The 20,144-nt window shown below is 64.7% G+C and carries 22 protein-coding genes; 11 read left to right on the top strand and 11 right to left on the bottom strand.

The genetic code is table 11. From position 1 onward, the window contains the following. Positions 1 to 29: 29 nt before the first annotated feature. From dksA to panD, 7 genes are all read left to right on the top strand, one after another. Positions 30 to 482: an RNA polymerase-binding protein DksA gene (dksA, locus tag AN401_RS01420; protein ID WP_094039516.1), complete on the top strand. Its 453-nt coding sequence runs from the start codon at positions 30 to 32 to the stop codon at positions 480 to 482. A 16-nt stretch (positions 483 to 498) separates the two neighbouring features. After that, entirely contained in the window at positions 499 to 1,422 is a 924-nt protein-coding gene (gene gluQRS / locus AN401_RS01415; RefSeq protein ID WP_096778348.1) for a tRNA glutamyl-Q(34) synthetase GluQRS, read from the top strand. A 73-nt stretch (positions 1,423 to 1,495) separates the two neighbouring features. Further along, positions 1,496 to 2,857, top strand: coding sequence for a polynucleotide adenylyltransferase PcnB (gene pcnB / locus AN401_RS01410; RefSeq protein ID WP_232513430.1), 1,362 nt, complete (start codon positions 1,496 to 1,498; stop codon positions 2,855 to 2,857). Next, positions 2,854 to 3,342, top strand: a complete 489-nt coding sequence (gene folK, locus AN401_RS01405) for a 2-amino-4-hydroxy-6-hydroxymethyldihydropteridine diphosphokinase (protein ID WP_096778346.1) — start codon at positions 2,854 to 2,856, stop codon at positions 3,340 to 3,342. Before pcnB ends, folK begins: the two co-directional genes overlap by 4 nt. 12 nt (positions 3,343 to 3,354) lie before the next feature. Continuing rightward, on the top strand, positions 3,355 to 4,149 hold the full coding sequence (gene panB / locus AN401_RS01400; RefSeq protein WP_094039520.1) for a 3-methyl-2-oxobutanoate hydroxymethyltransferase: 795 nt from the start codon (positions 3,355 to 3,357) through the stop codon (positions 4,147 to 4,149). Positions 4,150 to 4,158: 9 nt separating this feature from the next. Next, positions 4,159 to 5,004 (top strand): pantoate--beta-alanine ligase, encoded by an 846-nt coding sequence (gene panC, locus AN401_RS01395; RefSeq protein ID WP_096778345.1) that lies wholly within the window; start codon positions 4,159 to 4,161, stop codon positions 5,002 to 5,004. 183 nt (positions 5,005 to 5,187) lie between these two features. Then, on the top strand, positions 5,188 to 5,574 hold the full coding sequence (gene panD, locus AN401_RS01390) for an aspartate 1-decarboxylase (RefSeq protein WP_445401543.1): 387 nt from the start codon (positions 5,188 to 5,190) through the stop codon (positions 5,572 to 5,574). A gap of 177 nt (positions 5,575 to 5,751) precedes the next feature. On the opposite strand, the gene AN401_RS01385 is transcribed toward panD, so the two are convergent. The 5 genes from AN401_RS01385 to mpl form a co-directional block, all read right to left on the bottom strand. Next, on the bottom strand, positions 5,752 to 6,525 hold the full coding sequence (locus tag AN401_RS01385; RefSeq protein WP_094039522.1) for an ABC transporter permease: 774 nt from the start codon (positions 6,523 to 6,525) through the stop codon (positions 5,752 to 5,754). Then, entirely contained in the window at positions 6,522 to 7,442 is a 921-nt protein-coding gene (locus AN401_RS01380; protein ID WP_094039523.1) for an ABC transporter ATP-binding protein, read from the bottom strand. The genes AN401_RS01385 and AN401_RS01380 overlap by 4 nt, the downstream gene beginning before the upstream one ends. An 86-nt stretch (positions 7,443 to 7,528) precedes the next feature. After that, a complete protein-coding gene (hpt, locus tag AN401_RS01375) occupies positions 7,529 to 8,059 on the bottom strand; it encodes a hypoxanthine phosphoribosyltransferase (RefSeq protein WP_094039524.1) in 531 nt (176 codons plus the stop codon). 81 nt (positions 8,060 to 8,140) lie between these two features. Beyond that, on the bottom strand, positions 8,141 to 8,773 hold the full coding sequence (locus AN401_RS01370; RefSeq protein WP_096778344.1) for a flavin prenyltransferase UbiX: 633 nt from the start codon (positions 8,771 to 8,773) through the stop codon (positions 8,141 to 8,143). Beyond that, positions 8,766 to 10,124: a UDP-N-acetylmuramate:L-alanyl-gamma-D-glutamyl-meso-diaminopimelate ligase gene (gene mpl / locus AN401_RS01365; protein WP_094039526.1), complete on the bottom strand. Its 1,359-nt coding sequence runs from the start codon at positions 10,122 to 10,124 to the stop codon at positions 8,766 to 8,768. Before mpl ends, AN401_RS01370 begins: the two co-directional genes overlap by 8 nt. A gap of 195 nt (positions 10,125 to 10,319) precedes the next feature. Between mpl and ppa the strand changes: the two genes are divergently transcribed. From ppa to AN401_RS01350, 3 genes are all read left to right on the top strand, one after another. Beyond that, a complete protein-coding gene (ppa, locus tag AN401_RS01360) occupies positions 10,320 to 10,850 on the top strand; it encodes an inorganic diphosphatase (protein ID WP_094039527.1) in 531 nt (176 codons plus the stop codon). Between the two features lie 125 nt (positions 10,851 to 10,975). Next, positions 10,976 to 11,530 carry a YtfJ family protein gene (locus tag AN401_RS01355; RefSeq protein ID WP_096778343.1) on the top strand — a complete coding sequence of 185 codons (555 nt, stop codon included), beginning with the start codon at positions 10,976 to 10,978 and terminating at the stop codon, positions 11,528 to 11,530. Positions 11,531 to 11,731: 201 nt separating this feature from the next. Next, positions 11,732 to 12,538: a TIGR03899 family protein gene (locus AN401_RS01350; protein WP_096778342.1), complete on the top strand. Its 807-nt coding sequence runs from the start codon at positions 11,732 to 11,734 to the stop codon at positions 12,536 to 12,538. Here the strand turns inward: AN401_RS01350 and cysG are convergent. The 6 genes from cysG to AN401_RS01320 all read right to left on the bottom strand — a co-directional run bounded on the left by cysG (position 12,535) and on the right by AN401_RS01320 (position 19,294). After that, positions 12,535 to 13,935 (bottom strand): siroheme synthase CysG, encoded by a 1,401-nt coding sequence (gene cysG / locus AN401_RS01345; protein WP_096778341.1) that lies wholly within the window; start codon positions 13,933 to 13,935, stop codon positions 12,535 to 12,537. The genes AN401_RS01350 and cysG overlap by 4 nt on opposite strands. A 91-nt stretch (positions 13,936 to 14,026) precedes the next feature. Next, positions 14,027 to 14,428: a CBS domain-containing protein gene (locus AN401_RS01340; protein WP_094039531.1), complete on the bottom strand. Its 402-nt coding sequence runs from the start codon at positions 14,426 to 14,428 to the stop codon at positions 14,027 to 14,029. Between the two features lie 28 nt (positions 14,429 to 14,456). Further along, complete coding sequence (locus AN401_RS01335) at positions 14,457 to 15,224, bottom strand: phosphoadenylyl-sulfate reductase (protein WP_096778340.1); 768 nt, start codon at positions 15,222 to 15,224, stop codon at positions 14,457 to 14,459. Next, entirely contained in the window at positions 15,214 to 16,917 is a 1,704-nt protein-coding gene (gene cysI / locus AN401_RS01330; protein WP_198401786.1) for an assimilatory sulfite reductase (NADPH) hemoprotein subunit, read from the bottom strand. The genes AN401_RS01335 and cysI overlap by 11 nt, the downstream gene beginning before the upstream one ends. Next, positions 16,907 to 18,709, bottom strand: a complete 1,803-nt coding sequence (locus AN401_RS01325; RefSeq protein ID WP_094039534.1) for an assimilatory sulfite reductase (NADPH) flavoprotein subunit — start codon at positions 18,707 to 18,709, stop codon at positions 16,907 to 16,909. Before AN401_RS01325 ends, cysI begins: the two co-directional genes overlap by 11 nt. A 126-nt stretch (positions 18,710 to 18,835) precedes the next feature. Further along, a complete protein-coding gene (locus AN401_RS01320) occupies positions 18,836 to 19,294 on the bottom strand; it encodes a copper chaperone PCu(A)C (protein WP_094039535.1) in 459 nt (152 codons plus the stop codon). An 84-nt stretch (positions 19,295 to 19,378) separates the two neighbouring features. Here AN401_RS01320 and AN401_RS01315 point away from each other — a divergent pair, with 84 nt between their 5' ends. After that, on the top strand, positions 19,379 to 20,131 hold the full coding sequence (locus AN401_RS01315; protein WP_094039536.1) for an enoyl-CoA hydratase/isomerase family protein: 753 nt from the start codon (positions 19,379 to 19,381) through the stop codon (positions 20,129 to 20,131). Positions 20,132 to 20,144: the final 13 nt, after the last annotated feature.

Raw genomic sequence — 20,144 nt, 5'->3', positions numbered from 1 at the left:
GCGCAATATTGCTTTTTAGGAGATACGGAATGCCAGCAGTCGAAACCAAAAAATCTCTCGGTATTCTGGCCATTGCCGGTGTCGAGCCCTACCAGGCGAAGCCCGACGAAGAATACATGAACGAAGCGCAGAAAACGCACTTCCGCAAGATTCTGGGTGCCTGGCGCAATCAGTTGCGCGAAGAAGTGGATCGCACCGTAGGCCATATGAAGGACGAGGCCGCCAACTTCCCCGACCCGGTGGACAGGGCCGCCCAGGAAGAAGAATTCGCCCTCGAGCTGCGGGCCCGGGATCGGGAGCGCAAGCTGATCAAGAAGATCGAGAAGACCCTGCAGAAGATCGAAGACGACGATTTCGGTTATTGCGAGCACTGCGGCGTGGAAATCGGCATCCGCCGGCTGGAAGCCCGTCCCACCGCCGATCTGTGCATCGATTGCAAGACCCTGGCCGAGATCAAGGAAAAACAGATGGCCGGTTACTAAACCGGCCCAACATGCTATGACCCACACCGCGCCCGACCGCTATATTGGGCGCTTTGCTCCCTCGCCCAGCGGTCCCCTTCACTTCGGTTCCCTGATCGCCGCCCTCGGCAGCTACCTCCAGGCCAGGGCCAGCCGGGGCTTGTGGCTGGTGCGTATCGAGGATCTGGATCCGCCCCGGGAAGTTCCCGGCGCCGCCGACGACATACTGCGCACCCTGGAGGCCTTCGGCCTGCACTGGGACGGCCCCCTGGTCTACCAGAGCCGTCGCCACCCGGGCTACCAGGCGGTGCTGGACGACTGGCGGGCGCGGGGGCTGACCTATCACTGTCACTGCACCCGCAAGATGATCGCCGAGGCCGGCGGCTTCTATACCGGCCACTGCCGGGATCTGCGGCTGCCCGCCGCGGGTGCCGCCGTGCGCCTGCGGCTGGAGCGTCCGGTCCACGGCTTCGAGGATCGCCTGCAGGGAAGGGTGACGGTGCCCGGGGCCCTGGCGGAAGAAGACTTTATCGTGCGCCGGCGCGACGGCCTCTACGCCTACAACCTGGCGGTGGTGCTCGACGATGCCGAGGCGGGGGTGACCGAGGTGGTGCGGGGTGCCGACCTGCTCGAGCCCACGGTGCGCCAGATAGCCCTCTACCGGCTGCTGGGCGCCCCCGAACCCGGCTGGCTGCACCTGCCCCTGGCCACTTACGGCGGCCACAAGCTGTCCAAGCAGAACCATGCGCCGGCCCTGGACAGGCATCGCCCGGGCGAGGCCCTGTGGCAGGCCCTGGCCTTTCTCGGCCAGCATCCGCCAATGGAGCTGTTTGGTGCCGGCACGGCCGAGTTGCTGGCCTGGGCCGGGCAACATTGGCGGCTCGAACGGGTGCCCAAAGGACCCCATATCGAGCTGAAACACGCCGATAGTTCGCATTTAGAGCGCCCTGCGCTATCATAGTGCGCCGATTTTTCTAGCTTAAGGCCTTGCGAGGTGTCCCATTTTTTCCCAGATTGCCGGCTTTTGTAAAAAGCTGCTTACCCGACAACAGGAGGCGTTGCCGTTGCAACCCGTGGTGCTGACGCGCGACCAGCATGGCATTTCGCGCCGACAAATCAGTGAAAACGCCCTCAAGGTGCTGTATCGCCTGAACAAGGCCGGCTTCGAGGCCTACCTGGTGGGCGGCGGGGTGCGTGACTTACTGCTGGGCCGCCAGCCCAAGGACTTCGATGTCGCCACCAACGCCACTCCCGAGCAGGTCAAGCAGCTGTTCAGCAACTGCCGGCTGGTGGGGCGCCGTTTCCGCCTGGCCCATGTGCTGTTCGGCCGGGACGTGATCGAAGTGGCCACCTTCCGCGGCCACCACCACCAGGTCAACACCAACAAGCACATCTCGGCCCAGTCCTCCGAGGGCATGCTGCTGCGCGACAACGTCTACGGCACCATAGAGGAAGACGCCGAGCGGCGCGATTTCAGCGTCAACGCCCTCTACTACAATATCGCCGACTTCAGCGTGCTCGGTTTCGCCGGTGGCCTCAAGGATCTGGAAGCCCGCCGCCTGGAGCTTATCGGCGACCCCGAGACCCGCTACCGGGAAGACCCGGTGCGCATGCTGCGGGCGGTGCGCTTCTCCGCCAAGCTGGGGCTGAGCATCAGCCCGCGCACCGAGGCCCCCATCCGGGAGCTGGCGCCGCTGCTGTCCGACATTCCCCCGGCCCGGCTGTTCGAGGAGACCCTCAAGCTGTTCCTCGCCGGCCAGGGGCTGGAAACCTACCGCCAGATGCAGCACTACGGCCTGTTTGCGCCCCTGTTCCCGGAAACCGCCGAGGTCATGGGCCGGGGCAACAACCGCTATGGCCGCTTTATCGAGCTGGCCCTGGCCAACACCGACGAACGCATCGCCCAGGATCTGCGGGTGACCCCCGCCTTCCTCTACGCCGCCCTGCTGTGGGGGCCGGTGGAAACCCGCACCCAGGAATTCGTCAACGACGGCGGCCTCGGCTACCACGACGCCTTTATGCTGGCGGCCGACGAGGTCATCGGCCGCCAGGTGAAGACGGTGGCCGTGCCCCGCCGCTTCAGCACCGTGGTGCGGGATATCTGGCAACTGCAGGATCGGCTGACCAAGCGCGCCGGCAAGCGGCCCCACCGGCTGCTGGAACACCCCAAGTTCCGCGCCGGCTACGACTTCCTGCTGCTGCGGGCCGAACTGGATCCCCGGCTCAAGGAGCTGGCCGAGTGGTGGACCGACTTCCAGGCCGCCAACCCGGTCGACCAGAAACGGCTGAGCCAGGTGGCGACCCGCGAGCAGGACGAGGAACAGGACGAGGCCGCCCCGCGCAAGTCGCCGCGCAAGCGTCCCCGCCGCCGCCCGCGCCGGAGAAGAGAAACGTGACCCGGGTCTTTGTCGCCCTCGGCGCCAACCTGAATGACCCCGAGGGCCAGATCCGGGCCGCCCGGCAGGCGCTGGCCGCACTGGCCGTGCCAGGCAGCCTGCGCCATTCGCCGCTTTACCGGAGCCGTCCCATGGGACCGACGGACCAGCCGGCCTATGTCAACGGCGTGTCGGCCTTCGACACCCGGCTCTCGCCCCACGCCCTGCTCGACGCCCTGCAGGCGATAGAACTGGCCCAGGGGCGGGAGCGCAAGGCAGAACGCTGGGGCCCCCGCACCCTGGATCTGGACATACTGCTCTACGGTGAGCGGCAGATCGAGGACGAGCGGCTGACCATCCCCCATTACGGCATGAAACAAAGGGAATTCGTGCTTTACCCGCTGGCCGACCTGGCTCCGGAGCTGGTGCTGCCCTGTGGCACGCCCCTGGCCCGGCTGCTGCAGGATTGCCCGCAAAACGGCATGACCCGGTTGCCGGCGCAGTAACAGGAAACCACCATGAGCAAAATCACCACGGCCCGCCTGCAGGCGATGAAACAGGCCGGCCAGAAAATCGCCATGATCACCGCCTACGACGCCACCTTCGCCACCCTGTTCGAACAGGCCGGGGTCCACTCCATCCTGATCGGCGACTCCCTCGGCATGGTGCTGCAAGGCGAGGCCAGCACCCTCAAGGTGAGCGTGGACGACATCGCCTATCACACCCGCTGTGTGGCCAACGGCAGCAAGAATGCGTTCATCGTCGCCGATATGCCGTTCATGAGCTACAGCACCCCGGAGCAGGCCTGCGCCAGCGCCGCCGCCCTGATGCGGGCCGGCGCCCATATGGTCAAGCTGGAAGGCGGCGACTGGCTGGCGGACACCGTCGCCCAACTGACCCGCCAGGGCGTACCGGTATGCGGCCACCTGGGCCTTACCCCCCAGTCTGTGCACGTGTTCGGCGGCTTCAAGCTGCAGGGCCGCGAGGCCGAGCAGGCGGAGCAGATCAAGCGCCACGCCAGGGCCCTGGAGGCGGCCGGCATACAGCTGCTGGTGCTGGAGTGCGTGCCCAGCCAACTGGCCGCCGACATCAGCCGGGAACTCCGCATCCCGGTGATCGGCATCGGCGCCGGCCCGGACACCGACGGCCAGGTGCTGGTGATGCAGGACGCCCTGGGGCTGACCTCCGGCTACGTGCCCAAGTTCACCAAGAACTTCCTGGCCGAGAGCGGCAACGTCCGGGCCGCCATCGAAACCTATGTGGCCGAAGTAGCCGAGGGGCGCTTTCCCGGCCCCGAGCACAGTTTCAACTGAGGACAGAAGATGCAACTGGTCAGCACCATAGAGGAACTGAGGACCGTCATCGGCGGCTGGCGCCGAGGCGGCGAGCGCATCGGCTTCGTGCCCACCATGGGCAACCTGCACCAGGGCCACCTGGAGCTGGTGCAGCAGGCCAGGGCCCGCGCCGACCGGGTGGTAGTGAGCATTTTCGTCAATCCGCTGCAATTCGACCGGGCCGCCGATCTGGCCGCCTACCCGCGCACCCTGGAGCAGGACTGTGAGCGCCTCGGCGAGCTGGCGGATTTGGTGTTCACCCCCACCCCCGAGCTGATGTACCCGCATGGCCAGCAACAGCAGACCAGGGTCAGCGTGCCCGGCATTTCGCAGGTGCTGGAAGGCGCCCTGCGCCCGGGCCACTTCGACGGGGTCAGCACAGTGGTGTGCAAGCTGTTCAACCTGGTGCAACCGGATCTGGCCTGCTTCGGCGAAAAGGACTACCAGCAGCTGGCGCTGATCCGTAAAATGACCGCCGATCTGAACCTGCCGGTAGAGATCCTGGGCGTGCCCACGGTGCGCGCCGGGGACGGCCTGGCGCTCAGTTCCCGCAACGGTTACCTGACCGGGGCGGAGCGGGCCCTGGCGCCGATGCTTGCCGCCACCATGAACCGGCTGGCCGAGCGCCTGGCCGCGGGTGAACGGGATCTCGAACTGCTGTCGAAGGAAGGCGCCGCCCGGCTGGATGGCGCCGGCTTTCGCACCGACGGCATCGATATCGTCGATGCCGACACCCTGGCACCGCTCGGCGAACACAGCCGGGCGGCGGTGATTTTAATGGCCGCCTTTCTGGGCAAGGCCAGACTGATAGATAACCAGGTAGTGCCCCTGTAGTGACACTCAGGTCTTGCTGGGAGGGGGAGCCAGGCTCTAAGCCGACCGTTGGCGCCAGGGATGGCGCCGTCGAGCCCCCAGGGATGGGTTCACGGCGAGTCGGCGTGAGCCTGGCTCCCCCCTCCGGGCACTGTCGCAAAACCATAAGCCCTCAGGGCGGTAATTGACGGAGACAAGCTAAACATGGATATGCAACGCATCATGCTCAGGGGCAAGCTGCACCAGGCCCGGGTCACCCACGCCGAGCTCAACTACGAAGGCTCCTGCGCCATCGATCAGGATTTGCTGGACGCGGTCAATATCCGCGAGTACGAGCAGATCGACATCTACAACATCGAGAACGGCGAGCGCTTCCACACCTACGCCATTTCCGGCGAACGCGGCTCCAAGATGATCTCCCTGAACGGCGCCGCCGCCCGCAAGGCCGCGGTGGGCGATCGCATCATCATCTGTGCCTACGCGCCCATGACCGAGCAGCAGATCGCCGGCTACAAGCCCAGCCTGGTGTACCTGGATGCCCAGAACAACATAGTGCGCACCAGCAAGGACATCCCCCTGCAGCTGGCCTGATCGCGGGTTTTCCCTTTCAGTTCAAGACAAAAGGCAGCCGATTGGCTGCCTTTTTCTTCAAACTGAAACATCATGGTTCACGGTGAAAGGGATTGGGCTTCCTTTGCCCGACACCTGTGGTTATAACAAACGGCATTGGCAACCAGTGGAAAGGCAGCCAACCGGCTGCCTTTGGACTCAGTGCCGCAATCCCCGTCCGGTCCGGATCAGGTACCAGGCCGCGCCGTAGAACAGGGCGATAAAGCCGAGGATGATGCCGTAGGCCAGGGTCAGGGGCACGTCGCTGATGCCGAGGAAGCCGTAGCGGAAGGCGTTCACCATGTACAGCACCGGGTTGGCCTGGGACAGCCCCTGCCAGAACCCGGGCAGCAGCTCGATGGAGTAGAAAACCCCGCCCAGGTAGGTCAGCGGCGTCAGCACGAAGGTGGGGATGATGCTGATATCGTCGAAGGTGCGGGCGAAGATGGCGTTGATAAGCCCCGCCAGGGAGAACAGCACCGAGGTCAGGAAGACGATGGCCACTATGCTGAACAGGTGGCTCACCGGCAGGGTCACGAACAGCAGGGACACCAGGCTGACGATCAACCCCACCGCCAGTCCCCGCACCACGCCGCCGCCCACGTAGCCGGCGATGATCACATAGGTCGGCACCGGCGCCACCAGCAGCTCTTCCACGTTGCGCTGGAACTTGGCGCTGAAAAACGACGAGGCCACATTGGAGTAGGAGTTGGTGATCACCGACATCATGATCAGGCCGGGCACGATAAAGGCCATGTAGGAATAGCCGCCCATCTCGCCGATGCGGCTGCCGATCAGGCTGCCGAAGATCACGAAATAGAGGGTCATGGTGATGGCCGGCGGCACCAGGGTCTGTACCCAGATGCGGGTGAAGCGCACTATCTCCTTGTGCAAGATGCTGCGAAAGGCGATGTAATACTGCTTGGCGTTCATGCTTTCCTCCCCTGCTCCACCAGTGTCACGAACAATTCCTCCAGCCGGTTGGCCTTGTTGCGCATGCTCAGCACCCGGATGCCCTGCTCGTTGAGCTGGCCGAACACGCCGTTGAGCCCCTGCTCCTTCTTCACCTCCACCTCCAGGGTGTGATCGTCCAGCAATTGCCAGTTGAAGCCGGACAGGAAGGGCTCCCGGCAGTCGGGGGCCAGATCCAGGATAAAGGTTTCCACGTTGAGCTTGCCGAGCAACCCCTTCATGGTGGTGTTTTCCACCAGCCGGCCCTTGTCGATGATGCCGATATGGCGACACAGCATCTCCGCCTCTTCCAGGTAGTGGGTGGTGAGGATGATGGTAATGCCCTGGCCGTTGATCTCCTTGAGAAAGTCCCACATGGCCCGGCGGATCTCGATATCCACCCCGGCGGTGGGCTCGTCCAGGATCAGCAGGCGGGGCTGGTGCATCAGGGCGCGGGCGATCATCAGCCGGCGCTTCATGCCGCCGGACAGGGTGCGCGCCGGCTGGTCCCGTTTCTCCCACAGATCCAGCTGCCTGAGGTAGCGCTCGGCGCGCACCTTGGCCTCGGCCCGCTCCACCCCGTACAGCCCGGCCTGGTTGACCACTATCTGCTGTACCTTCTCGAACTGGTTGAAGTTGAACTCCTGGGGCACCAGGCCAATCTGGGACTTGGCCAGCTCCAGCTGGCTGTCGAGGTCGTAGCCGAACACCTTCACCTTGCCCGCGCTCTTGTTCACCAGGGAGGAGATGATGCCGATGGTGGTGGACTTGCCGGCCCCGTTGGGGCCCAGCAGGGCGTAGAAATCGCCCTGCTCCACGGTCAGATCGATGCCCTTGAGCGCCTCCACGCCACCGGCATAGGTTTTGCGCAGGCCCTCGATCTCCAGTGCTTTGGTCATTGCTTGGCTCCGGTTCAAAAACATATGCCTGGGCGAAGGCCAGGCATATGCGCAATTCTTGTTATGGGGGGAACCGACTCGCGGGGTTATTCCAGCGGCACCACCTTGCCGATGTAGGGCAGGTTGCGATAGCGCTGGGCGTAGTCGATGCCGTAGCCTACCACGAACTCGTCGGGGATGGTAAAGCCGACCCAGTCCACCGGCACCTGGGCCTCGCGCCGCTCGGGTTTGTCGAGCAGGGTGCAGATGCTGAGCGACGCCGGGTCACGCAGGGAGAGGATCTCCTTCACCTTGCTCAGGGTGTAGCCGGTATCGATGATGTCCTCGACGATCAGCACGTGCTTGCCGTGGATCTCATCGTCCAGATCCTTGAGGATGCGCACGTCCCGGTTGCTCTCCATGCCGCTGCCGTAGCTGGAGGCGGTCATAAAGTCGAGCCGCACCGGCAGCGCTATCTGGCGGCACAGATCGGCCATGAACACGCAGGAGCCGCGCAGCAGCCCGACCATCACCAGTTCATCGACGCCCGCGAAGTGGGCGTTGATCTGCTCGCCCAGGGCCTGGATCCTGGCGTTCACCTCTTCGGTGCTGATCAGGACATCCACTCGGTGTTTCATGTTTTAGCTCCATTCGGGTCTAAAACCCGGCTGTTGGTAAAGCGGTATTCTAGCGGAATTCGCGAAAATCTGCATTCCGGGTCAACTTTCTTCACCGCCATAGCCCCAGCGTTGCACCAAATCCTGCTCCAGTCCCAGGTGATCCAGGATCCGCGCCACCATAAAATCGACCAGATCCGCGATGGATTGGGGCTGGTGATAGAAACCCGGCGCCGCCGGCATGATGGTGACCCCGAGGCGGGCAAGCTTGAGCAGGTTTTCCAGATGCAGGGCCGAGAAGGGGGTTTCCCGCGGCACCAGGATCAGCTGCCCCTGCTCCTTGATCACCACGTCGGCGGCCCGCTCGATCAGGTTGTCCGACGTCCCCGCCGCGATGGAGGCCACCGTGCCCATGGAGCAGGGGCAAATCACCATACGTTTGGGCGCCCCCGAGCCCGAGGCCACCGGCGAGAACCATTCCTCCTTGCCGTAGGCGCGGATCTGGCCGGGCTCGGCGCCAAACCGATCGCCCAACCAGGCGGCCAGCGCCTCCGGTTTGCCCGGCCATTGCTCCCCCTGCTCGGTGGCCAGCACCACCCGGGCGGCACCGGACACCAGCAGGTGCACCTGGATGCCGGCGGCCAGCAGCCGCTCCAGCAGCGCCAGGGCGTAGGGCGCGCCGGAGGCGCCGCTCAGGGCCAGGGTGACCTGCCGCTCGCGCGGATACTCAGCCATGGGCCGCCTCCAGCGCCGCCAGCAGCCGGCCGTGGATGCCGCCGAAGCCGCCGTTGCTCATCACCAGTATCTGATCGCCGGGGCGGGCATCGGCCACCAGGGCGGCGATCAGCGTGTCCAGTTCCTCGAACACCCGCCCCCGGGGGCAGGCCGCCGCCACCGCCGCCAGATCCCAGCGGATTTCCGCCGGCCGGAACAGGTAGACGGCGTCGGCCCCTTGCAGGGAGTCGGCCAGTTCCTGCTGGTGCACCCCCATCTTCATGGTGTTGGAGCGGGGCTCCAGCACCGCCAGCACCCGCCCCTCGGTGGTGCGGGCCCGGAGCCCGGCCAGGGTAGTCTGGATGGCAGTGGGATGGTGGGCGAAATCGTCCCATACCCGGATGCCGGCCACTTCCCCCTTCGGCTCCATCCGCCGCTTGGGCGGCACGAAGCGGCACAGGGCGGCGATGCCGTCGGCCACCGGCACCCCGGCATGGCGGGCGGCGGCCAGGGCCATCAGGCCGTTGTGCACATTGTGCAGGCCGATGCAGGGCCAGCTCACCTCGCCCACCGGCCGGCCCTCGAGCAGCACGGTAAACCGGCTGCCGTCGGCGGCCAGGGGCTCGGCCTGCCAGAGGCCGCCCTCACCCACGTATTCCAGCTCGCTCCAGCAGCCCATGGCCCTGACCTCTTCCAGCGCCGGGGTGCGGGTCGGCAGCAGGATGCGGCCATGGCCGGGCACCATTCGCAACAGGTGGTGGAACTGCCGCTGGATCGCCGCCAGATCCGGGAAGATGTCCGCGTGATCAAACTCCAGGTTGTTGAGGATCAGGGTGCTGGGCCGGTAGTGCACAAACTTGGAGCGCTTGTCGAAGAAGGCGCTGTCGTACTCGTCCGCCTCGATCACGAAGAAGGGCGACTCGCCCAGGCGGGCGGAGACCTCGAAATTGCCGGGCACGCCACCGATCAGAAAGCCCGGTTTCAGGCCGCAATCCTCCAGGATCCAGGCCAGCATGCCGGAGGTGGTGGTCTTGCCGTGGGTACCGGCCACCGCCAGCACCCAGCGATGCTGCAGCACGTGCTCCAGCAGCCACTGGGGACCGGAGGTATAGGGGATGCGCCGGTCGAGCACGGCTTCCACGCAGGGGTTGCCCCGGCTCATGGCGTTGCCGATCACCACCAGGTCGGGAGCCGGCTCCAGCTGGGCCGGATCATAGCCTTCGATCAGCGCTATGCCCTGCTGCTCGAGCTGGGTGCTCATGGGCGGATAGACGTTGGCATCGCTGCCGGTCACCTGGTAACCGAGTTGGCGGGCCAGCACCGCCAGCCCGCCCATGAAAGTGCCGCAAATACCGAGAATATGAATATGCATAACCTGCCCCTGGCTGCTGTGAAGGCCGCATTCTAACAATCCGCGGCGGCTTTGGGCACTTGTATGGTGATCCCTGCGACAGCGGTTATAATGTCGCCCCTGACCCGCCCTTACCCCTTGGTATAACAGATACCCGGGAGCAAGGGTGGTAAACTCGAGTCGCAACCCCGTTACTGACCATATAAAGGAAACGTCATGAGCCTGAACCAGGTACCGGCCGGAAAAAGCCTGCCCGAAGATATCTATGTAGTCATCGAGATCCCGCAGAACGCCGATCCCATCAAGTACGAAATCGACAAGGACACCGGCGCCGTGTTCGTGGATCGCTTCATGGCCACTCCCATGTTCTACCCCTGCAACTACGGCTACGTGAACCAGACCCTGTCCCTGGACGGCGACCCGGTGGACGTGCTGGTGCCCACCCCGCATCCGCTGGTGCCCGGCGCGGTGATCCGCTGCCGCCCGGTGGGCGTGCTGAAGATGACCGACGAGTCCGGTGAAGACGCCAAGGTCGTGGCCGTACCGCACAGCAAGCTGACCAAGGAATACGACCATATCCAGGACGTGAACGACCTGCCCGAGCTGCTCAAGGCCCAGATCAAGCACTTCTTCGAGCGCTACAAGGAGCTGGAAGCGGGCAAGTGGGTGAAAGTGGACGGCTGGGAAGACAAGGCCGCCGCCGAAGCCGAGATCCTGGCCTCCGCCGAGCGTTACAGCAAAGCCTGATCGCCTCCGGCCTCCGGATTCAAAAAGAGCACTTCGGTGCTCTTTTTTATGCGTATTTATTTGACAAAAAATTAACACTCCTTAGGCTAATGAGGTCAGACCTCATACCACAAGGAGAGAAACCGATGAAAGCATGGATACTGCTGGCCTGCCTGCCCTTCGTGGCCTCGGCCCACAACCTGAAGCTCGAGCAGCCGCTGCCGCCGGTCAGCGTCAGCGACAGGGGCGAACTGGTGCTGGAGCAGGAACAACTCCAAGCCCGTCTCTGGGGCGTCGGTTCGCTGCCGGGCAAGGTCAGGCTGATCCAGCATATCGCCGGGCGCGGCAGCGCCAAGGAGCTGAACGCGCCGCTGATCGAGGCGATCAAGGCCGCCGGTCTGCCCCGGGACCGTTACCAGACGGTGACCATCATCAACCTGGACGACGCCGCCTTCGGTACCGCTCCCTTCGTGCGCAGCAGCGCCGAAAGCAGCAAGAAGGAATATCCCTGGTCCTCCATCGTCTTGGATGGCAAAGGCAAAGTGGCGCAAGAGTGGCAACTGGCACCGAAAAGCTCCGCCATCATAGTGCTGGACCAGCAAGGACTGGTGCGCTTCGTCAGAGAGGGAGCCTTGCGCCCGCAAGAGGTGGAGCAGGTGCTGGCACTGGTGCGACAGTCGCTGGGGGCAATAACACAATAACGAAATAAGGCCCTGAACGGGCCTTATTTTTTGTGGTCGCTTAGCCTATCATGGTGGCCAGTATCCCGAGGCTCGAGATATAGCCAACAAGAAGCAACCAGGTCATCTTGGGCTTACCTTTTTGCATCCGGCGCTCCTTTTAAAATTCGGTGCTGAATTTTAACATGGAGTAAACATAGTTAACAATCAAAAGCCACCACCATGACGCTCAAAGCCGCGACCCTGGATCACAAAATAAGAAACCGCAAGAGCCTGTTGCTGCAGCTGGCAGAGCAACGCGGACTGGCAGGCCTGCTGCACGGCGACTCGCCCCTGAGCTTCGGGGCTCGCTTCGAGATCCGCCGCCAGCTCGACGAGGCGGCGCGCCAGAAAAACCTGGAAACCATCGTCCAACTGGCCCACAGGGCCAGCTCCGACGACGTGGGCAGCGAGCCGGATCCGGACTGGCTGAGCCACTTCCTGGCCCTGGCGGAAAACATCCGCCACCCGGCCATGCAGCAGTTCTGGGCCGGCATCCTGACTCAGGAGATCGCCCGTCCGGGCCACTGTTCCATTCCTGCCCTCAACTGCCTCCGGCAGATGACCCAGAAAGATGCCCTGCTGCTGCAAAGGGCCAGCGCGCTGAGCTGCCATTTCGGGGATGATCAGTTGCGGCTGCTGTTCGGCTACCAGCACAGGACGATGCTGCAGGGGCTGCGCCAGCATAAGCTGAGCCTGGGCCACCATCGCCTGTCCTATGCCGGCCTGCTGCAACTGTTTGAACTGGGCCTGTTGCATCAGTCCGAACTGGAATCCGGCGAGTTGCCGGCCGGCGCCCCGCTCAGGCTGGCGCTCCACTCCCGGCAACTGGTGCTGACCCCGGCCAGAAAAGGCGTGCGCCTGCTCTATTACCGCTTTACCAGCATCGGCAACGAGCTGGCGGCCCTGATGTCGGACAACCCGCCCGGCGACTATCTGCGCGAGCTGACCGAGCTGCTGGCTCCCCTGGGACTGCTGGAAGGGGCCTAGCCGCAGCGCTCCACGGCCGGGGGCGCCTCGGCCGCGTGCGGCCGGAACCAGGCCAGGGAGTCGGCCAGGGCCGCCACCTCGCCTATCACCATCAGCGCCGGGCTTGCCACCCGCTCGGCCAGCTCGGCCAGCTCCCGCAACTCGCCCCGTACCAGCTTCTGCCGCACCGTGGTGCCCCGTTCGATCAGCGCCACCGGGGTGGCGCCGTCCAGGCCGTGTTGCATCAGCTGCTGGCGGATATGGGCCGAGCGCATCAGCCCCATGTAAATCACCAGGGTCTGCCGGCCTCGGGCCAGGGAGGCCCAGTCCGGCTCGGCGCCGTCCTGCTTGCAGTGGCCGGTGATAAAGACCGCGCTCTGGGCGTGGTCCCGGTGGGTCAGCGGAATGCCGGCATAGGCGGTGGCGCCGGCGGCGGCGGTGATGCCGGGCACCACCTGGTAGCGGATGCCGGCGGCCTTCAGGCTCTGCAGTTCCTCGGCGCCACGGCCGAACATAAAGGGATCGCCGCCCTTGAGCCGCACCACCCGTTTGCCGGCCAGGGCCTGCTCCACCAGCAGCCGGTTGATCTGCTCCTGGGGCACGCTGTGGTGACCGGCCTTCTTGCCCACGGCGATCAACTCGGCCTCGGGGCGGATCAGCGCCAGTATCTCCTCGGAGACCAGTTGATCGAACAGCACCACCTCGGCCTTCTGCAATTCGTTCAGTGCCTTGATGGTGAGCAGATCCGGATCGCCCGGCCCCGCCCCCACCAGTATCACCTCGCCCCGGGACGGCTGGTCCATTTCCCGACGCAGCCAGGCCTCGGCCCCTGACTCATCCTGTTGCTGCAGCAGGGCGGTGAGGGCCGGATCGTCCTGCACCCGGGCCCAGAACCGGCGCCGTTCGGCGGGGCTGGCGAAGGCCTGCTGCACCTGCCGGCGCAGGCGGCCCGCCACCCGGGCCAGGGCTCCCCAGTGGCGGGGCAGCAGGGCATCCAGCCGGGCCCGCAGCAACCGGGCCAGCCAGGGTGCGCCGCCACCGGTGCTGAAGGCGATCTGCAGGGGAAAGCGTTCCACTATGGAGGGGAAGATGACCGCCGAGCGTTTGCTGTCGTCGGCCTTGTTGACCAGGATGCCGCGCCGGTTGGCGAGCTGGTAGACCCGGGCATTGACCTCGGCGTTGTCGGTGGCCGCCACCACCAGAAACTGGCCATCGAGATGATGCTCGGCGAAGCCCTGCTCGAGCCAGCAGAACTCGGCTTGGCGAGCCTGCAGACCGGCATCCAGCTCGGGGGCAACCACGGTGACCCTGCCTCCCCGGGCCAGCAGCAACCGGGTCTTGCGCGCCGCCACGACGCCGCCGCCCACCACCAGGCAGGGCTTGTGCTTGATACTGATGAAAAGGGGCAGGTGTTCCATGGCCGGTTCCGCTTATCCGTTGAGATAACCGACTATAGACAGAAACTGTTATCCCACAAAATAATAAAAAATGATTTTTTATACCTTATGGTTATTTTAGAAGGGTGCGCAGCAGATCCTTCCAGGAGATGACTCCCTGCAGCCGATCTTCCGCCACTACCGGCAGGCAGCTGATCTGGTGCTCCAGCAGCAGGGCGGCGGCGGTATCCAGCCCGGTCTCGGGCGCTATGGTCACCGGATTGCGGCTCATCACCTGATGAGCCCGCCGCTGCAGGGTATCCCGGTCGCGTTCCAGCTCGGCGTCGGTGGCCAGGTAGGGGCTGAGGGCCCGGTACATGTCAGCATGGGTGATGACGCCGCAGAGCCGGTCTTCGTCATCCACCACCAGCAGGTGGCGAAAGGGCGCCTGGTCGAAGATGGCGCGTACCATCTCGAGCCGGTCGTCCTGGTGAACGGTGGCGATCCGCCGGGTCATGATGTCCTGTACCTGCATGGTGTCTCCTTTGCGTGGAGCCGCAGGCTCAGATACCGCTGCCGTCGGCTTCCTGGGTCTCGTGAAGGCCGCACTCCCGCTTCATGCCGAAGAAACGGGTGTCCGCCTCGCTCATGCCCGGCTCCCACTTGACGGTGGTGTGCACGTCGCCGACCGAGACATAACCCTGCTCCCACAGCGGATGGTAGGGAAGGTCGAATTCCTTCAGGTAATAATGCACATCTTTGTTGCTCCAGTCGATGATCGGCAGAAACTTGAACAGGCCATTCTGCAGGCTCAGCACCTGCATGCTTTGCCGGGTGTCGGACTGGCTGCGGCGCAGGCCGGAAAACCAGGTGCCGGCCTTGAGCTCGCGCAGGGCCCGCTGCATGGGCTCCACCTTGTTGAGCTGGTTGTAGCGGCTGATGCCTTCCACCCCCTGCTCCCACAGCTTGCCGAAGCGGGCCTCCTGCCAGGCCGAGGAAGTCTGGGCCCGGTAGATCCTGAGGTTCAGCCGCAGCCGCTCGGTCAGTTCGTCGATAAAGCGGTAGGTCTCGGGGAAGAGGTAGCCGGTGTCGGTAAGGATCACCGGGGTGTCCGCTTTTTCCCGGGTTACCAGGTGCAGCATCACCGCCGCCTGGATGCCGAAACTGGAGGAGAGCACATGCTCCCCTTCCAGGGTTTCCAGCGCCCAGCGCACCCGCTCGGGTGCGCTCATGGCCGCCAGCTCCTGATTAAGCGGGGCCAGGGCCTCCGCTTGATCGGCACGGGACAGACTGTTCAGCTCTTCCAGGCTGGGTAACAGGCTATACGGCATAAAAATCCCTCGCGGAGTCCACCACCGGCGCTATGATGCCGGCCCGGATCACAAAGTCACCGAAACCCTCGCCCGCTTCCCGCTCCTGGGCCCAGCGGCCCACCAGGGCGTCGATGTCCTCGAGGATCTGGCGATCGGTGATGTTTTCCTTGTACATGCGCGGAATGCGGGTCCCTTCCCGGTTGCCGCCCAGGTGCAGGTTGTAGCGCCCGGGCGCCTTGCCCACCAGGCCGATCTCGGCCAGCATGGCGCGGCCGCAGCCGTTGGGGCAGCCGGTGACCCGGAAGATGATGCTGTCGTCGGTCACCCCGTGTTTGGCCAGCACGCCCTCGATCTCGGTGACGAACCCGGGCAGGAAACGCTCGGCCTCGGCCATCGCCAGCGGGCAGGTGGGCAGGGCCACGCAGGCCATGGAGTTCTTGCGCTGCTCGGACAGGGTGTCGTCGATCAGGCCATGGGCCCGGGCCAGCTTCTCGATCTTGGCCTTGTCCTTCTTGGGCACGCCGGCGATGATCAGGTTCTGGTTGGCGGTCAGGCGGAAGTCGCCCTTGTGTATCTTGGCGATCTCGCGCAGGCCGGTCTTGAGCGGCTTGCCGGGGAAGTCCAGGATGCGGCCGTTCTCGATAAACAGGGTCAGGTGCTGCTTGCCGTCGATGCCGTCCACCCAGCCGAAACGGTCGCCGCGGCCGGTGAATTCATAGGGGCGGCTCTCGGCGAACTGGATGCCGGCCCGCTTCTCCACCTCGGCCTTGAACACCTCCACGCCCACCCGCTCCAGGGTGTACTTGGTCTTGGCGTTCTTGCGCTCGACCCGGTTGCCCATGTCACGCTGGGTGGTGACCACGGCTTCCGCCACCGCCAGGGTGTGGGACAACGGGATAAAGCCGAAGTCGGTGGCCTTGCGCGGATAGGTGGCGGTGTCGCCGTGGGTCATGGCCAGGCCGCCGCCCACCAGCACGTTGAAGCCCACCAGCTTGCCATTCTCGGCGATGGCCACGAAGTTCAGATCGTTGGCGTGCACGTCCACGTCGTTCTGGGGCGGGATCACCACGGTGGTCTTGAACTTGCGCGGCAGGTAGGTGGAACCCAGGATCGGCTCCTGGTCCGGCGTGTCCAGACGCTCGCCGTCCAGCCAGATCTCCAGGTAGGCCCGGGTCTTGGGCAGCAGGTGCTCGGAGATCTTCTTGGCCCAGTCGTAGGCTTCCTGGTGCAGCTCGGATTCCACCGGGTTGCTGGTGCACAGCACGTTGCGGTTGACGTCGCCGGCGGTGGCGATGGAGTCGATGCCGGTGCTGTTCAGGGTCTGGTGCATGTGCTTGATGTCGCGCTTGAGCACCCCGTGGAACTGGAAGGTCTGGCGGGTGGTCAGGCGGATGCTGCCGTACATGGTGCTTTCTTCCGCGAACTTGTCGATCACCAGCCACTGCTTGGGAGTGATGATGCCGCCGGGCAGGCGGGCGCGCAGCATGACGTTGTGCAGCGGCTCCAGCTTCTGGGCGGTGCGCTCGTTGCGGATGTCGCGGTCGTCCTGCTGGTACATGCCGTGGAAGCGGATCAGCATGAAGTTGTCGCCGTTGAAGCCGCCGGTCAGTTCGTCCTGCAGATCCTGGGTGATGGTGCCGCGCAGAAAATTGCTCTGCCCCTTGAGGCGTTCGTTATCGGACAGTTTTTGTTCGCTCATCTTAGTAAACATCCCTTTGGTAACGCTTGGCGCTGCGCAGCGCATCGACATATTCTTCGGCCTGTTCACGGCTCTTGTTGCCGTGCTCGGCCACCAGCTCGATCAGGGCCTCGTGCACGTCCTTGGCCATCTTGTTGGCATCGCCGCACACGTAGAAATGGGCGCCCTGCTCCAGCCAGGCATAGACCTCGGCCCCCTGCTGCCTGAGCTTGTGCTGTACATAGACCTTGTCGGCCTGATCCCGGCTGAACGCCAGGGAGATCCGGCTCAGCAGGCCGGACTTGACGTAACGCTGCCACTCGAGCTGGTAGAGGAAGTCCTGGGTGAAGTGGGGGTTGCCGAAGAACAGCCAGTTCTTGCCCTCGGCATCCCGCGCTTCCCGCTCCTGCATAAAGGCGCGGAAGGGGGCGATGCCGGTGCCCGGCCCCACCATGATCACCGGGGTGCTGTCGTCGGCGGGCAGGCGGAAGTTGTCGTTGTGCTCCACGAACACCCGCACCTGGCCGCCCTCGGCCAGCCGGTCGGCCAGGAAGGAGGAGGCACCGCCGGCGCGGGGCTCGCCCTTGTTGTCGTAGCGCACCACACCCACGGTCAGGTGCACTTCTTCCTCCACCTCGGCCTGGGCGGAGGCGATGGAGTAAAGCCTTGGCGTCAGCCGGCGCAGGGCGCCCTGCAGTTGCTCGGCGGTGAGCCTGGTCTTCTTCTCCCGGACGATGTCCAGGATCTGGTGGCTGGCGCAGTATTCGCGCAGGGCGGCCTTGTCCTGTGCCAGCTTTTGCAGCTTCTTGGCACCGGACAGTTCGGCATAGGCCTGCACGAAGCCGGCATAGCCCTGGGTCAGCTCGTAGTGGTGGATCAGCGCCTCGCGGATGGAGAGCAGTTCGTCGTCCACCTTGACCTTGGCGTCGGCGGCCACGCCCACCTGGGCCAGCAGGGCATCCACCAGGGCCTCGTCATTGCTGAACCAGACCCCCAGGGCATCACCGGGCTGATAGGTCAGGCCGGAGCCCTCCAGGGAGATCTCGATATGACGGATATCCTTGTCGGAGTCCCGGCCGGTGATCTTCTGGTTGGTGACCAGTTCGGCGGCGAAGGGGTGCTTCTTGCTGTAGAGGCTGGCGGCCCCCTGGGTCAGGCTGACCACCGGCGCGGCATGGTTGGCCGCCTCCACTTGCAGGGCGTCCTTCAGCAGGCCCAGGGCCGACTTGCTCCAGCCCTCGGCGGCGCCTTCATAGTCCACGTCGCAGTCGATGCGCTCCAGCAGGCGGGTGGCGCCGGCCTTGGCCAGGTAGTCGTCGAAGTCCTTGCCGGTCTGGCAGAAGAATTCGTAGGAGGAGTCGCCCAGGGCCAGTACGCCGTAGTGCAGGCCTTCGAGCTTGCCCACCTTGCCGCCCTTGAGCTGCTTGTGGAACTCGATGGCGTCATCGGGCGGCTCGCCCTCGCCGTTGGTGCTGGTGACGATCAGCACATGGGTCTCTTTCTTGAGCTGCTTGACCTTGTAGTCGGCCACGTTGAACAGCTCCGCCGCGACCCCGGCGGCGTCGGCCTGGGCCTTGAGCGCTTCGGCCACGCCCTTGGCGTTGCCGGTCTGGGAGGCATAGAGGATGGTCACCTTGCCGGCCGGCTGGGCCGCCGCCGCGGGGACTGCCACCGGCAGGCCCTGGGCCTGCTGGCTGATACCGTAGAAATAACCGCTGACCCAGGCCAGCTGGGTGGCACTCAGCTCGGCAGCCACCTGAGTGAGCTTATGGACTTGTTGTTCATTGAGCGGGCTGGCTGCCGCCGCGAGTTCCTTTAAAAGCATGACATTGACTTCCACTTTTCCAGATAAGGGATAGCTTATGCCAGGTCAACGAACAACAATAAAGAATAAAAGATGATTTTTTATATCATCGGGTAATAACAAGCCCTGGCTTGCCGGCTCGCCCCCTTAATGGTGCTGGCCATGTCCATGAGCCGCCTGGGATTGGGTGCGGATATCCTTCACCGGCAGGGTCAACTGTTCGGTGTCGCCATTGTCCCAGCGCAACTCCAGGCTGACCTCATCCCCCGCCGCCAAGGGCTGTTTCACACCCAGCAGCATGATGTGCAGGCCGCCCGGTTGCAGGCTGACCCTTTCACCGGCCGGCACCGCTATCCGCTCCACTTCCCGCATCCGCATCACCCCTTCCTGCTCCAGTACGGTATGCAGTTCCACCTTCTCCGCTTGGGGCGAGGTCGCGCTCACCAGCGCCAGATCCCGGTCGCCGTTATTTTCCAGCTGCATAAAGGCGGCGGTATTGGGTCCCATCGGCGGGGTCGCCCTTACATAGCCCTCGCTGACGGCCACCTGAGCCCAACTGGCGCCACTTAACAAAACCAGGCCGAAGAGGTATCCGACTTTTTTCATCTGTGATTTCCTTGTGCTACGAAGAGAACAAAGCTTACCCCAAGGGGGAAGGCCAGGCCATGATGTAACGCATAAGGAGCCGCGATGAACACAGAGCACAGGCAGGACGGCGACGGTGTCCGCCATATCCGCCTCAACCGCCCGGAAAAGCGCAATGCCCTGGATCTGGGCAGCTACCGGTGGCTCAGGGAACAGTTGCGGAGCGCCATCGAAGACCCCGGAGTCAGGAGCATCGCCTTCTCTGCCGAAGGCAGCGACTTCTGTGCCGGCAACGATCTGGCCGACTTTCTCGCCGGTCCCGAGCTCGGCCCCGGGCACCCCATCATCGAGCTGCTGCACGCTCTGGCGGACTGCCCCAAGCCGCTGCTGGCCGGGGTGCAGGGCAATGCGGTCGGCATTGGCGCCACCCTGCTGCTGCACATGGATCTGGTGCTGCTGGCCGAGGACGCCCGGCTCAGCTTTCCCTTTGTCGATCTGGGGCTGGTACCGGAGTTCGCCTCCAGCCTGCTGCTGCCCCGACGCCTCGGCCATGTGCGCGCCTGCCAGTTGCTGCTGCTGGGCGACAGCCTGGATGCCGCGACCGCCCGGGACTGGGGCCTGGCCAACCAGTTGGTGGCAACCACCGAGCTGCCGGCACGGCTGGAGGAGACGGCGCGCCGGCTGGCGGCCAAGCCCACCCGGGCCTTGCTGGCCAGCAAGGCCCTGCTCAAGGCCCCGGAGCAGGCGCTGCTGCACCGGACCATCGACCAGGAAATCGAGGTGTTCCGCCAGGCCCTGGCCGGCGACGAGGCCCGGGGCCGCATCGCCGCCCTGCTGGCACGGATAGGCGGGCGCTGAACGGCGGACATAA

This window comes from Zobellella denitrificans, assembly GCF_002407485.1.
GTDB classification, from domain to species: Bacteria; Pseudomonadota; Gammaproteobacteria; order Enterobacterales; family Aeromonadaceae; genus Oceanimonas; species Oceanimonas denitrificans.
This window is presented reverse-complemented; position numbering and strand designations above follow the sequence as displayed.

Excerpts from the sequence above, each read along its gene's own strand:
- AN401_RS01355 (WP_096778343.1), top strand. The coding sequence starts at position 10,976 with ATGAAAGCATGGATACTGCTGGCCTGCCTGCCCTTCGTGGCCTCGGCC.
- panC (WP_096778345.1), top strand. The coding sequence starts at position 4,159 with ATGCAACTGGTCAGCACCATAGAGGAACTGAGGACCGTCATCGGCGGC.
- cysG (WP_096778341.1), bottom strand. The coding sequence starts at position 13,935 with ATGGAACACCTGCCCCTTTTCATCAGTATCAAGCACAAGCCCTGCCTG.
- panD (WP_445401543.1), top strand. The coding sequence starts at position 5,188 with ATGGATATGCAACGCATCATGCTCAGGGGCAAGCTGCACCAGGCCCGG.
- AN401_RS01325 (WP_094039534.1), bottom strand. The coding sequence starts at position 18,709 with ATGCTTTTAAAGGAACTCGCGGCGGCAGCCAGCCCGCTCAATGAACAA.
- hpt (WP_094039524.1), bottom strand. The coding sequence starts at position 8,059 with ATGAAACACCGAGTGGATGTCCTGATCAGCACCGAAGAGGTGAACGCC.
- AN401_RS01385 (WP_094039522.1), bottom strand. The coding sequence starts at position 6,525 with ATGAACGCCAAGCAGTATTACATCGCCTTTCGCAGCATCTTGCACAAG.
- panB (WP_094039520.1), top strand. The coding sequence starts at position 3,355 with ATGAGCAAAATCACCACGGCCCGCCTGCAGGCGATGAAACAGGCCGGC.
- dksA (WP_094039516.1), top strand. The coding sequence starts at position 30 with ATGCCAGCAGTCGAAACCAAAAAATCTCTCGGTATTCTGGCCATTGCC.
- gluQRS (WP_096778348.1), top strand. The coding sequence starts at position 499 with ATGACCCACACCGCGCCCGACCGCTATATTGGGCGCTTTGCTCCCTCG.
- AN401_RS01335 (WP_096778340.1), bottom strand. The coding sequence starts at position 15,224 with ATGCCGTATAGCCTGTTACCCAGCCTGGAAGAGCTGAACAGTCTGTCC.
- AN401_RS01340 (WP_094039531.1), bottom strand. The coding sequence starts at position 14,428 with ATGCAGGTACAGGACATCATGACCCGGCGGATCGCCACCGTTCACCAG.
- AN401_RS01315 (WP_094039536.1), top strand. The coding sequence starts at position 19,379 with ATGAACACAGAGCACAGGCAGGACGGCGACGGTGTCCGCCATATCCGC.
- AN401_RS01350 (WP_096778342.1), top strand. The coding sequence starts at position 11,732 with ATGACGCTCAAAGCCGCGACCCTGGATCACAAAATAAGAAACCGCAAG.
- mpl (WP_094039526.1), bottom strand. The coding sequence starts at position 10,124 with ATGCATATTCATATTCTCGGTATTTGCGGCACTTTCATGGGCGGGCTG.
- AN401_RS01320 (WP_094039535.1), bottom strand. The coding sequence starts at position 19,294 with ATGAAAAAAGTCGGATACCTCTTCGGCCTGGTTTTGTTAAGTGGCGCC.
- AN401_RS01370 (WP_096778344.1), bottom strand. The coding sequence starts at position 8,773 with ATGGCTGAGTATCCGCGCGAGCGGCAGGTCACCCTGGCCCTGAGCGGC.
- AN401_RS01380 (WP_094039523.1), bottom strand. The coding sequence starts at position 7,442 with ATGACCAAAGCACTGGAGATCGAGGGCCTGCGCAAAACCTATGCCGGT.
- cysI (WP_198401786.1), bottom strand. The coding sequence starts at position 16,917 with ATGTTTACTAAGATGAGCGAACAAAAACTGTCCGATAACGAACGCCTC.
- ppa (WP_094039527.1), top strand. The coding sequence starts at position 10,320 with ATGAGCCTGAACCAGGTACCGGCCGGAAAAAGCCTGCCCGAAGATATC.